Origin of the sequence: Bradyrhizobium sp. 170 (assembly GCF_023101085.1) — a bacterium.
In the GTDB taxonomy this organism is placed as follows: domain Bacteria; phylum Pseudomonadota; class Alphaproteobacteria; order Rhizobiales; family Xanthobacteraceae; genus Bradyrhizobium.
This window is the reverse complement of sequence record NZ_CP064703.1, coordinates 6,189,632-6,202,443: the sequence shown is the minus strand read 5'-3', so window position 1 is coordinate 6,202,443 and position 12,812 is coordinate 6,189,632. Positions and strand designations below refer to the sequence as shown.

7 protein-coding genes and 1 pseudogene are annotated in these 12,812 nt (G+C 61.7%); 7 read left to right on the top strand and 1 reads right to left on the bottom strand.

Annotation, left to right across the window (positions count from 1 at the left end):
* Positions 1 to 47: 47 nt before the first annotated feature.
* The 7 genes and pseudogenes from IVB05_RS28940 to IVB05_RS28910 all read left to right on the top strand — a co-directional run bounded on the left by IVB05_RS28940 (position 48) and on the right by IVB05_RS28910 (position 11,584).
* Positions 48 to 506, top strand: coding sequence for a DUF202 domain-containing protein (locus tag IVB05_RS28940; protein WP_247779321.1), 459 nt, complete (start codon positions 48 to 50; stop codon positions 504 to 506).
* A gap of 52 nt (positions 507 to 558) precedes the next feature.
* Positions 559 to 2,070, top strand: a complete 1,512-nt coding sequence (locus IVB05_RS28935) for an arylsulfatase (RefSeq protein WP_247779320.1) — start codon at positions 559 to 561, stop codon at positions 2,068 to 2,070.
* A 224-nt stretch (positions 2,071 to 2,294) separates the two neighbouring features.
* Positions 2,295 to 2,474: pseudogene (locus IVB05_RS28930) on the top strand (efflux transporter periplasmic adaptor subunit); the annotation flags it as partial.
* A 26-nt stretch (positions 2,475 to 2,500) separates the two neighbouring features.
* Entirely contained in the window at positions 2,501 to 4,627 is a 2,127-nt protein-coding gene (locus IVB05_RS28925) for an adenylate/guanylate cyclase domain-containing protein (RefSeq protein ID WP_247779319.1), read from the top strand.
* A gap of 449 nt (positions 4,628 to 5,076) precedes the next feature.
* Positions 5,077 to 7,371 (top strand): ABC transporter substrate-binding protein, encoded by a 2,295-nt coding sequence (locus tag IVB05_RS28920; RefSeq protein ID WP_247779318.1) that lies wholly within the window; start codon positions 5,077 to 5,079, stop codon positions 7,369 to 7,371.
* Positions 7,372 to 7,702: 331 nt separating this feature from the next.
* Entirely contained in the window at positions 7,703 to 10,069 is a 2,367-nt protein-coding gene (locus IVB05_RS28915; protein WP_346771790.1) for an ABC transporter substrate-binding protein, read from the top strand.
* Positions 10,070 to 10,357: 288 nt separating this feature from the next.
* The gene (locus tag IVB05_RS28910) at positions 10,358 to 11,584 is read left to right on the top strand and encodes a CaiB/BaiF CoA-transferase family protein (RefSeq protein WP_247779317.1); all 1,227 of its coding nucleotides are present in this window, start codon (positions 10,358 to 10,360) and stop codon (positions 11,582 to 11,584) included.
* 27 nt (positions 11,585 to 11,611) lie between these two features.
* Here the strand turns inward: IVB05_RS28910 and IVB05_RS28905 are convergent, their stop codons facing one another.
* On the bottom strand, positions 11,612 to 12,775 hold the full coding sequence (locus IVB05_RS28905; RefSeq protein ID WP_247779316.1) for a mandelate racemase/muconate lactonizing enzyme family protein: 1,164 nt from the start codon (positions 12,773 to 12,775) through the stop codon (positions 11,612 to 11,614).
* Between the last annotated feature and the right edge of the window lie 37 nt (positions 12,776 to 12,812).

The following is a 12,812-nucleotide window of genomic DNA, read 5'->3' as shown; positions in this document are numbered from 1 at the left end:
TGTGGAAAGACAATGGCGCGTTGATGCAGTTCAGAGGCGTTCAGTTCATGGAAAGCGCCACCTCCAAGTCAAATCCTGACCAGGTCTCGGTCGAGCTATCCTCGCGCCGCACCGGCATGTCGTTCCAGCGTACGCGCATGAGCGCTGACCGCACGCTGATGTCGGTGATCCGGACGTCGCTGTCGCTGATCTCGTTCGGCTTCACGATCTTCCAGGTATTCGAGAAGCTGCGCGACCAAGCCGTCATTTCGCATGCGGCTTCGGCCCGCAATTTCGGCATGGCGCTCGTCGTGCTGGGCATTCTGATGCTGATCGGCGGCATCGCCTACCACCTGCAGTTCATGGGTCACCTTCGCGAGGAGCGAAAGGCCATGACCGAGGCCGGGCTGATCCATGCCCAGAGCAGCTTTCCGGTTTCGCTGACGCTGATCACCGCTGCAATTCTGCTGTTCATCGGCATCGCTGCCATCGTCAGCATGGTGTTTCAGGTTGGCCCGTTCGGGTGAGGAGACAACGACAAAGGCAGAAGAACAACTATTGGATGAAGGGAGGTGAGAAATGGCGAAGCCGGGAAAGCCAAACATACTTTTCATCATGGCCGACGATATCGGCTGGTTCAATCTCAGTTGCTACAATCACGGCATCATGGGCTATCGGACGCCCAACCTCGATCGCATCGCGAAAGAGGGCGCGATGTTTACCGACTTCTACGGACAGCAGAGCTGCACCGCGGGGCGCGCCGCCTTCATCACCGGGCAGACGCCGATCCGGACCGGCCTGACCAAGGTCGGCATGCCTGGCGCCACGCTCGGCCTCAAGGCTGAGGACCCATCCATCGCGCAGTTCCTCAAAAATCTCGGCTACACCACCGGCCAGTTCGGCAAGAACCACCTCGGCGACCGTAACGAACACCTTCCCACCGTACATGGCTTCGACGAGTTCTTCGGCAACCTCTACCACCTCAACGCCGAGGAGGAGCCGGAGTACACGGATTACCCGAAGGACCCGAATTTCAAGAAGAAGTTCGGACCGCGCGGCGTGCTGAAGTGCAAGGCTATCGCCAGGGAAGACGCTACAGCCGATCCGGTGTTCGGCAAGATCGGAAAGCAGATCATCGAGAACACCGGCCCACTGACCCGCAAACGGATGGAAACGGTAGATGAGGAGTTCCTGGCCGCCGCGCTCGACTTCATGGAGCGCAAGACCAGGGAGGGAGGGCCCTGGTTCTGCTATTTCAACCCGACGCGGATGCATGTGTTCACGCACCTGAAACCGTCTTCCGTCGGCAAAACCGGCCACGGCCTCTACCCCGACGGCATGGTGGAGCTTGACGGCCTGGTTGGCGAGCTTCTCAGGAAGCTCGACGATCTCGGCGTCGCCGACAACACTATCGTGGTCTTCACCACCGACAACGGCGCTGAGGAATGCCTCTGGCCGGATGGCGGCGCGACGCCGTTCCGCGGCGAGAAGGACACCAACTGGGAAGGCGGCTGGCGCGTGCCTTGCGTCATGCGCTGGCCCGGCGTCATCGAGCCAGGCCGGGTCATCAACGACATCTGCTCGCTGCAGGATTTCATCCCGACATTCGCGGCGGCGGCGGGTGAGCCGGACCTCGTTGCGAAGGTGAAGAAGGGATACAGAGCCGGCGACACGACCTTCAAGGTCCACCTCGACGGCTACAACCTTCTGCCGTTCCTCTCGGGGAAGGAAAAGGAATCGCCGCGCAGGGGCTTCCTCTACTGGAGCGACGACGGCGACCTGATGGCGCTGCGTGTCGACCAGTACAAGATCGTGTTCGCGGAGCAGCTTGCCACCGGACTGAACGTCTGGCGCGAGCCGTTGAAGCAGATGCGGATTCCCAAGATGTTCGACCTTCGCTCGGATCCGTTCGAGGCCGGAGAGGATAGCTCCAAATACGACGACTGGTTCATCGAGCACGTGCCGTATCAGTATGCGGCGCAGGCGATCGTCCACGAGTGGCTCGAAAGCTTCAAGGAGTTCCCGCCGCGTCAGAAGGCGGCAAGCTTCACCGTCGACCAGATCGTCGAAAAGCTGATGCCGAGAAGCTGAGCGCGCTCAGGTCCGCGAAGGAAGTGCACAAGAAAACCAAAAGTGGGAGTAAAAAGTGGGAGTAATCGGTATGGCAAAGACCAGCAAGCCAAACATTCTCGTCATCTGGGGCGATGATATCGGTCAATCGAACCTCAGTTGCTACACGCACGGATTGATGGGTTACCGGACGCCGAACATCGATCGTATCGCGAAAGAAATTGCGCAGAATGACGCGCGCTATCATTCAGTCGCTTCCGTTCGTCGTGCGGATCAAGCTGGATGACGCCGGGTTCGCGCGCGCATTGCCGGCCGGCGCCACCGGCGAAGCCGCGATTTTCACCGAGCACGTCAAGGCGACGCATGTGATCCGCAAGGTGCTGCTGCGACAAGTGGCGATCATCTATTACGTCAATCCGTTTTGAGTGGGGCAATAGATCGTGAGCCGAAGATGAAAAGCGGAGGCGTACAGCTAGGGTTCAAGACCTCCATCATCGCGCTGTTTGTCGCGATTGTGCTCGTTATCGGCCTGACGCTGGTCTATCTCAGTTTTCAGCGCATCGCCGCGGTGACGGAGACGGCCGCCAGCCAGTTCATCGGCAAGGTCGCCGAACTATCGGCGGACCGGATCGGCTCGCAATTGAAGCTGGTGCGGGACAATCTCGAGATATTGAATGCGCTGCCGCCGATCCAGTCCGCGGATATCGACGATAATCCGCGGCTGGTCGCGCTGCTCGCTGCCATGCTGAAGAACAACAACCAGCTCTTCAACCTGTACGTAGCCTACGACGACGGCTCGTTCATCGAGATGGACGCTATCGATGGCGCGGGACGGGAAACGCGCGCGAGGCTGGAGGCGCCCGAACAGGCTGCGTTCCGGATGGTCGTGATTTCAAGGTCTGACCCGGCCCAGGCCAAATCGAGGAGGCTGTTTCTATCCGACCGGCTCGAAACGATCAGGGAGCTACCGGGGCCTCTCGACTACGATCCACGCGAGCGCCCCTGGTACAAGGACGGCGCTCGCCGCGATGGCAGTTGGCTGACCGGGCCCTATGTTTTCTTCGCAACCGGAAAGCAGGGCTACACCGTCCAGTCCGCGCTGAAACAGGGCAGGAGCGGCGTGAGCGCGGGCGACCTTCTGCTTGATGTGACCCAGGAGGTGTTGAAGAAGGAGAACCTGACCGCCTCCGGCGTCGCCTTCCTGTTTGATGATGACGATCGCATTCTGGCCCATCCCCGGATGTCTGAAATGCTCGGAAGGGAGGTTTCGGGCACGATTCCACGCCTGCGTGAGACCGATATGTCGGGTGTTCTCAAGGCGATCCGCGGGTGGCGCGAGAATGGAATCGCCGAGCAGTTCTTTTACGATCCGCGCGGCCGGCTGTATGCCGCGGCGTTCCAGACCATCCCCAAATCAGGTCCGGCCAATCTGCGTGTGGCGGTGGTGGCGCCGGTCGATGAGTTCTTCGCCAGTATCCTCTCCGAGCGTCGGCGGCTGTTTGCCGTTACGCTGGGTTTCGTCGCGTTGATGGTGCCGATCGTGTTTCTGATCGGCTCGCTGCTGTCCCGTTCGCTGCGCGCTCTCGCCGGGGAGACCGATCGAATTCAGAGGTTCGAACCGTCCGCGGCTCCGCCGGTGCGTTCGCTCATCCGCGAGATCGATGAACTCGGCCGGTCGGTGTCGACCATGCGCACCGTCACCGAGACATTTTCGCACTTCGTGCCGCGCCGGCTGGTAGAGAAGTTGATTGAAACCGGGACTCCGCTGCAACTCGGTGGCACGCGTCGGGAAGTCACACTGCTGTTTTCCGACGTGGTGAATTTCACGGAGATCACCGAGAAGGCCGACCCGACGCAGGTCATGAAATACACCTCGCGATACTTTGCCGCGATGTCGCACGAGATCATGATCCATGCCGGCACCGTCGATAAATTCATCGGCGACGCCATCATGGCGATCTGGAACGCGCCGGCAGACGATCCGGATCACGCGGCCAATGCTTGTGTTGCCGCGCTCGCGCTTCAACGCGCCAATGATCGCCTCAATGCCGAGTTCGAGCAGGAGGGATGGCCGGCGTATCGTACGCGGATGGGCCTGCACACCGGCGAGGCCGTCGTCGGCAATATCGGGTCAGAAGACCGCATGAATTACACCGCGCTCGGCGCGACGGTTAATCTCGCGGCGCGCCTCGAAGGGCTCAACAAGCATTACGGAACCTCGATCCTCATCAGCTCTGCGTTGAGGGAGCGCGTGGGCCCGCAATTTTGCCTTCGCAGTGTCGACCGGATCACCCCCAAGGGATTCGCCGAGGCGTTCGATATCTATGAACTGCGAGATGAGACCGCCTCGGCCGGCGTCGACGAGCTGAGATTCTGCAGTGAATGGGAAACGGTGTATGTGGCGCTTCGCAATGGTCCTCCGGCTGTCGCAGAAACCGAATTGGCCCTGTTCCTCGCCAGGTATCCCCTGGACGGCGTCGCCCGCTATCACCGATCGATCTGCGATGAAGCGGCAGCGTTGAGCAGATATCGAGCCCAGGATTTGGAGGCAACTCGCCTTGGTTCCGGGAGCGGATGAGATGCCGGGATCGCCGATACGCCGGACCAGGAGCGAACCGCACCTGGTCCAAAATCAATCGGGCAGGGTGCCCGAGTCGACGAATCACCCGCTCCATCATTCAAAAGTTATTCGAGATATCGCTGATATCGTGTCGCAATATGATGCGCGGCAGGCACCGGTGGTGCACACACGAACACGCTTCGATTGCGCGGTGATGTCAATTTCAGGGCGTTTCCAAGTGGCGAAATGCTCGCCGGTTAACCATGCCTTGCGGAACGCATGGACTCGCCACAAAATCAATCCGATTCAGACACATTGTCGGCGAGTAGGGTTGAAACGCTGCCCGCACGCATCACGCCTTAAAAATATCAAAAAAATATGGGCTCACAGGGGGGACTACAATGGGAGCTATCGGAATCGCTCGTCCGCGAATGGAGCAACTGTCCCGGTTTCGGACAGGAGAGGCCATGCGCCGGCTTTTCACCGCGCCTCGGCGCAACGCCGCAACGGCGCTGATGCTGGCCGCGATGGCGGCGCCGGCTTTCGGGCAGGGCCAGGCGGCGGCCCCGGGGGCAAACGAGATCCGGATCGGCATGCCCTATACCGGTCCGGCTTCCGCCTATGGCGTGATCGGCAAGGTCATGGCGGCCTATTTCGACAAGGTCAACGCCGAGGGCGGCATCAAGGGCCGCAGGATCAATTTCATTTCCTATGACGACGCCTACAATCCGACCAAGACGATGGAGGCGACCCGCAAGCTCGTCGAGGAAGACAACGTTCTCTTTATCCTGGCGAGCCTCGGCACCAACACCAGCCAGGCGGTCCACCCCTATTTGAACGCGAAGAAGATCCCGCAGCTCTTCGTCGCCTCGGGCGCCTCGATGTGGGACCAGCCGCGCGAGTTTCCCTGGACCATGGGCTTCCTGCCCAGCTACCAGACCGAAGCTCACATCTATTCGCATTATATCCTGGAGAACCATCCGCGCGGCAAGATCGCGGTGCTCTATCAGGACGACGGTTTCGGCAAGGACTACGTCAAGGGCCTGAAGGACGGCCTCGGCGGCAAGGTTCCGATCGTGGCCGAGGCGCCGTACAAGGTGACGGACACCTCCATCGACGCCCAGATCGCCAAGCTCAAGGCCTCGGGCGCCGACATCTTCATGCAATTCACCACGCCGAAATTCGCCACCATGGCGATCAAGCGAAATGCCGAACTCGGCTGGAAGCCGGTGCATTTCCTCGCCTCGGTGTCTGAATCGGTGTCGGCCGTAATGGTGCCGGCGGGCGTGGAAAACGCCGAAGGCATTATGTCGGCCATGTACCGGCTGGAGGGCGAGGATTCGGCCAGCGCCGGCCCCGCGGCGTTCCGCGAATGGAGCGCCTTCATGGAGCGCTATGTCCCGAGCGTCAGCAAGTCGAACGGCCAGGCCGTCTACGGCTATCTGAACTCCAGGCTCATTATCGAGGTCCTGAAGAACTGCGGCGACGACTTCTCGCGCGAAAACATCATGAAGCAGGCCCGCTCGATCAAGGGCCTGCAGATTCCCATGATGGTGCCGGGCATCCAGATCAATACCAGCGCGAGCGACCACGCGACGATCGAGCAGATGCGGATGATGCGCTTCACGGGCGGCCACTGGCAGTTCTTTGGGCCGGTGCGAAGCGGCATCGATCCCGGCACCGTCAGCGATTCCTTCAAGACACTCTTCAAGTACGGCACCGCCACCAAGCGCGATCTGGCGAACCAACTCAACGCCAACACCGTGAGCCTGATGACCGGCTCGTTCGGCTCTACCTACGCCCAGGTCGGCGCCGATCTCGCCTCCGTGCTCGACAACGGCACGGCGCTGCGGATCCTGCCGGTAATGGGCCGAGGATCGGTGCAGGCGGTGTCGGATATCCTGTTGCTGCGGGGCGTCGACGCCGGAATCGTGCGCAAGGACACGCTGTCCTATCTCGACCGCAAGGACTTCGCCAAGGACATCCGCAATCAGTTTGTCTACGTCGCCAAGATGTTCAACGAGGAAATGCACGTCCTGGCGCCGAGGTCGATCACCAGCATGCGGGATCTCGACGGCAAGACCGTGGTGGTCGATTTGCCTGACAGCTCTACCTTCGTGACGGCGATCAATGTATTCGACCGGCTCGGGATCAGGCCGCATCTGATCTATCAGGAGCCGCGGCTGGCGGTGGACATGCTGCGCAAGGGCGAGGTCGACGCGATCGTGGCGATCGAAGGCAAGCCGTTGCAATGGCTGAACCAGATCCAGGACCGCAACCTGCATCTGGTGCCGGTCGACTATGCCAAGCCGCTGCAGGAGGAATATCTGCCGTCCAAGCTTTCGTCGGCGGACTACCCGAACCTGGTGGCGGATGGCGGCTCGGTGGAGACGATTGCGGCCGAGGCCGTGCTGGCCTCGTATAACTGGGCGCCGAACAGCGATCGCTACCGCCGCCTGTCGCTTTTGGTGGACACCATGTTCGACAAGGTCGCGCAGCTGCAGCGTCCGCCGTTCCATCCGAAGTGGAAGGAAATGGCGCCACGCGCGACGGTGTCGGGCTGGACCCGCTTCAAGTCCGCGCAGGAATGGCTCGACCGCAACATGCCGTTGCCGGCGGGCGCGGCCATGTCGTCGGCATCGGGCACCGCGCCGGCGCCGGTTGTTGCTGCACCGGCCGCCGCACTTGCCCCGCAGGATCCCCTGTATCGCGAGTTCCTGGAATGGCGCGCCAGCCGCGCCAAGGCCAGCACCAACAGGTAATCAGGCCAGCCGATAACACGATTTGACCACAAGACGGCCCGCTTTTCGGCGGGCCGTCGTGCTTTTGGGATTGAGGGACGGCGCAATGCGTATCGTTTTTGCAACCATAAGACGAATCAGTATTCACGAACGCAACCGAGTCCAGATTTGGTAACGATAATGTCCAGCATTGTTGCGGCAGAACGCACGATCGACTAACCGTTGTCCGCGAAACGACTGGCCATGACACAAAATCAATCCGATTGAGACACAATGTTAGCGAGTAGGGCTGAAACGCTATCTTCTCGCTGCTCGAAAAATCGCACAGGAATATTGCTCAGGGGGCTGGCAGATGCGGGCTTTGATTGACACTCGTTGGGCGGCGCAATTGTCCGGGTCTGTGGCCCGTGACGCACTGCGCCGGCTTTTCACCGCGCCTCGGCGCAGCGCTGCCGCGGCACTGGTGCTTGCTGCGATGGCGGGGCCGGCTTTCGGGCAGGGCCTGGCGGCCCCGGGGGACAGGGAGATCCGGATTGGCAACACCGCGCCCTATACCGGTCCGGCCTCCGCCTATGGCGTTATCGCCAAGACCATCACGGCCTATCTGGACAAGGTCAACGCCGAAGGCGGGATCAACGGCCGCAAGGTCAATATGATATCCTATGACGACGCCTACGAACCCACCAAAACCATGGCGATGACCCGCAAGCTGGTCGAGGAAGACAACGTTCTCCTGGCCTTGGGGACCATCGGCACGAACACGAACGCCGCGATCCAGCCCTATTTGAACTCAAAAAAGGTCCCGCAACTTTTTGCCTTGTCGGGTGCGGCGGCCTGGGACCAGCCGCACGAGTTTCCCTGGACCATAGGCTTCTTGCCGACCTACACCGCTGAAGCGCAAATTTTTGCGCAGTATCTGCTGGAGAACCATCCGCGCAGCAAGATCGCCGTCCTCTATCAGGAGGATGGGATGGGCAAGGAATACCTGAAGGGCCTGAAGGACGGCCTGGGTGGCAAGATGGCGATCGTGGCCGAGGCTCCATACAAGGTCACGGACACCAATATCGATGCGCAGATGGCCAAGCTCAAGGCCTCCGGCGCCGACGTCCTCATCGAGTTCACCACGCCAAAATTCGCGATCATGGCGATCAAGCGAACCGCCGAACTCGGTTGGAGGCCGCTACAGTTCGCCGCCTCGATCTCTAATTCGTACTCGGCCGTGATTCAGCCGGCGGGCCCGCAAAATGCGGAAGGCCTGTTGTCGGCCGCTTACAGGCTCGAGGGCGAAGACGCGGCGGCGGCCGGCGACGCGGTGTTCCGCGAATGGAGCGCCTTCATGCAGCGCTATCTCCCGAGCGTGAGCAAGACCAACGGCCAGGCCGTCCTCGGCTATCTGGTCGGCAGGTTGACGGTCGAGGTCCTGAAGAACTGCGGCGACGACCTCTCGCGCGAAAACATCATGAAGCAGGCCCGCCTGCTCAAGGGTATCCAGCTTCCCATGATGGTGCAGGGCATCAAGATCGACACCAGCCCGTCCGACCATGCGCCAATCGAACAGATGCGGATGATGCGCTTCACCAACGGCCAATGGCAGCACTTCGGCCCGGTGCGAAGCGGCGTCGATGCGGGCGCCGTCAGCGATTCCTTCAAGACCATCTTCAAGTACGGCACCTCCACCAAGCGCGATCTGGCGAACCAGCTCAACGCCAACACCGTGAGCCTGATGACCGGCTCGTTCGGCTCTACCTACGCCCAGGTCGGCGCCGATCTCGCCTCCGTGCTCGACAACGGCACCAATTTGCGGATCCTACCTGTGATGGGCCGTGGATCGGTGCAGGCGGTGGCGGATATCCTGCTGCTGCGGGGCGTCGATGCCGGTATCGTGCGCAAGGACACGCTGTCCTATCTCGACCGCAAGGACTTCGCCAAGGACATCCGCAACCAGTTCGTCTACGTCGCCAAGATGTTCAACGAAGAGATGCACGTCCTGGCGCCGAGGTCGATCACCAGCATGCGGGATCTCGACGGCAAGACCGTGGTGGTCGATTTGCCCGACAGCTCGACCTTCGTGACGGCGATCAACGTGTTCGACCGGCTCGGGATCAGGCCGCATCTGATCTATCAGGAGCCGCGGCTGGCGGTGGACATGCTGCGCAAGGGTGAGGTCGACGCGATCGTGGCGATCGAAGGCAAGCCGTTGCAATGGCTGAACCAGATCCAGGACCGCAATCTGCATCTGGTGCCGGTCGAATACGCCAAGCCGCTGCAAGAGGAGTATCTGCCTTCCAAGCTTGGCTCGGCGGACTACCCGGGCCTCGTTGCGGAGGGTGGCTACGTGGAGACGATCGCCGCCGAAGCCGTGCTGGCGTCGTATAACTGGGCGCCGAACAGCGATCGCTACCGCCGCCTGGCGCTCTTGGTGGACACCATGTTCGACAAGGTCGCGCAGCTGCAGCGTCCGCCGTTCCATCCGAAGTGGAAGGAAATGGCGCCACGCGCGACGGTGTCGGGCTGGACCCGCTTCAAGGCGGCGCAGGAATGGCTCGACCGCAACATGCCGCTGCCCCCGGGCGCTGCCGCGGCATCAGGCGCCGCGCCGGCGGCGCCGGCGCCGGTTGCTGCACCGGCCGCAGCGCTGGCCCCGCAGGAACGCGATCCCCTTTATCGCGAATTCCTGGAATGGCGCGCCAGCCGCGCCAAGGCCAGCACCAACAGGTAATCAGGCCAGCCGATCACACGGTTTGACGATAGACGGCCCGCTCGGCGGGCCGTCGTGCTTTTGGGGCGATGTCCCGGCAGCCCCTTTGCCCGGAATGCCGCATCTGCTGCCCGGCGAGATCGCTGAAACCTTCGCTTCGTCCGACCACTGGCGTGCAAAGCGGGCGGCGAACGGATGGCGTCATGCCGTTAATGCAGGGCTCAGCCACATAAAATAGTGTATCGGCTTGGCTTCGCAGCGCCCGGACACGTTCCCGCGCCACCACGCCAAAAAATTCGGAGGAAGTTCATGTCGGCTCTGCCACTTTCGGGCATCAAAATTCTCGACCTGACGCGGGTGCTCGCAGGCCCCTTGTCGGCGCAGATGCTGGCGGATCTCGGCGCCGAGGTGATCAAGATCGAACGCCCCGGCGGCGGCGACGACGCCCGCGCCTTCGGCCCGCCTTACCTGAAAGACCCGGACGGCAAGGCGAACAACAACAACTCGTTCTACATCTGCGCCAACCGCAACAAGAAATCGGTCACCGTCAATATCGCGACGCCGGAAGGGCAGGACATCGTCCGTGATCTGGCAAAGTCCTGCGACGTGATGATGGAGAATTACAAGGTCGGCGACCTCAAGCGCTACCGGCTGGATTACGAATCGATCAAGGCCATCAACCCCGGCATCATCTATTGCTCCGTAACCGGCTTCGGCCAGACCGGGCCCTACGCGCCGCGCGCCGGGTACGACGCGATCCTGCAGGCGATGGGCGGCTTGATGAGCGTCACTGGCCATCTCGACGGCGAGCCTGGCGCGGGACCGATGAAGGTCGGCCCCTCCATCGTCGACTACATGACCGGCATGAACTCCTCGATCGGCATTCTGGCGGCGCTCTATCACCGCAAGGCCAATGGCGGGGAGGGGCAGCATGTCGACGTCTGCCTGTTCGACACCGTGATCGCCTCGCTGTCGCATTACGCGCAGATCTTTCTCGTCAACGGCCAGACCCCGCCGCGGCGCGGCACCTGGGGCAATGGCGGCATGCCGGCCGGCGTGTTCCGCTGCACCGATGGCGAGCTGATGCTGGTGGTCGGCAATGACGGCCAGTTCCAGCGCACCTGCGCCGTGCTCGGCGCGCCCGAGCTCGCGACCGATCCGCGCTTCGTCAAGAACAACGACCGTGTCGTCCACGGCAAGGAAATCATGGCGATCTTCGCAGGTCTCTTCCTGAAGAAGCCCGTGGCCTACTGGCTGGACGAGCTGGAGAAGGCCGGCGTGCCTTCAGGTCCGATCAACGATTTCGCGCAGGTGTTCAACGATCCCCACGTGCAGTCGCGCGGCATGCAGGTCAAGGTCGATCATCCCCTGGAGCCCGACCTGTCGCTGATCCGCAATGCCATCACCTTCTCCGGCACCCCGGTAAAGGACTATCGCGCCCCGCCGCTGCTCGGCGCGGATACCAAGGACGTGCTGGCGACGATCGGTTATGACGAGGCGAAGGTCGAAGCGCTGAAGGCGCAGAAGATCGTATAGCGGGCGGGCTCTACGCGGCTGGCGACCTTACTCAGCCAGCTCGCGCATGACCTTAATCAGGTCGGATTTGCCCTCGAAGCCGATGCCCGGCAGATCCGGCATGACGATGTGACCGTCTTCGACGCGAACGGAGTCGGGGAAGCCGCCATAAGGCTGAAAGAGGTCCGGGTAGCTCTCATTGCCGCCCAAGCCGAGGCCAGCCGCAATGTTCAGCGACATCTGGTGCCCGCCATGGGGGATGCAGCGGGACGGCGACCAGCCATGCTGAGCCAGAACATCGAGCGTCCGAAGATATTCGACAAGCCCATACGACAAGGCGCAATCGAACTGCAGCCAGTCGCGATCAGGCCGCATGCCGCCGTAGCGGAGCAGGTTGCGCGCATCCTGATGCGAGAAGAGATTCTCGCCTGTCGCCATCGGGCCCGGATAGAATTCCGAAATGGCGGCTTGAAGGGCGTAGTCGAGGGGATCGCCGATCTCCTCATACCAGAACAGCGGGTAGTTGCGCAGCATCTTCGCGTAGGCGATGCCGGTCTCAAGATCGAAACGTCCATTCGCATCGACGGCAAGCCGCGCTTGCGAGCCGATCTCCTCCAGCACGGCCTCGATCCGTCCACGGTCTTCGTCGATCGGCGCTCCGCCGATCTTCATCTTCACCACGTTGTAGCCGCGGTTGAGATAGCCGCGCATTTCCGCTTGTAGTGCGGAATTATCCTTGTCCGGGTAGTAGTAGCCGCCCGCCGCATAAACGAAGACACGGGGATTGGCCTCGCGACCCTTCTTTTCGGCGAGAAGGCGGAACAGCGGCTCGCCGGCGATCTTCGCGACCGCGTCCCAGACAGCCATGTCGAGCGTGCCGACAGCGACGGAACGCTCGCCGTGCCCTCCGGGCTTTTCATTGGACATCATCGCGGCCCAGATGCGATGCGGATCGAGGTTGGTGCCTTCGGCGTCGAGAAGGCTGTTCGGATCGGCCTCGATGATACGATTGCGGAAGCGTTCCCGGATCAGGCCGCCTTGACCATAGCGGCCGTTCGAATTGAAGCCGTATCCGACGACGCGGCGCCCATCGCGCATGACATCTGTCACCACCGCGACGAGGCTCGCCGTCATCTTCGAAAAGTCGATGTAGGCGTTCCGGATCGGAGAGGCGATCGGCTTGGTGATTTCAACGACATCGACAATACGCATGGTCTTTTCCTTCCGTGTGGCTCTCTGACCGCCTCGT

Bases quoted from the DNA above. Each gene is read 5' to 3' on its own strand.
- IVB05_RS28940 (WP_247779321.1), top strand. From the start codon at position 48: ATGGAAAGCGCCACCTCCAAGTCAAATCCTGACCAGGTCTCGGTCGAG.
- IVB05_RS28920 (WP_247779318.1), top strand. From the start codon at position 5,077: ATGCGCCGGCTTTTCACCGCGCCTCGGCGCAACGCCGCAACGGCGCTG.
- IVB05_RS28925 (WP_247779319.1), top strand. From the start codon at position 2,501: ATGAAAAGCGGAGGCGTACAGCTAGGGTTCAAGACCTCCATCATCGCG.
- IVB05_RS28910 (WP_247779317.1), top strand. From the start codon at position 10,358: ATGTCGGCTCTGCCACTTTCGGGCATCAAAATTCTCGACCTGACGCGG.
- IVB05_RS28935 (WP_247779320.1), top strand. From the start codon at position 559: ATGGCGAAGCCGGGAAAGCCAAACATACTTTTCATCATGGCCGACGAT.
- IVB05_RS28915 (WP_346771790.1), top strand. From the start codon at position 7,703: ATGCGGGCTTTGATTGACACTCGTTGGGCGGCGCAATTGTCCGGGTCT.
- IVB05_RS28905 (WP_247779316.1), bottom strand. From the start codon at position 12,775: ATGCGTATTGTCGATGTCGTTGAAATCACCAAGCCGATCGCCTCTCCG.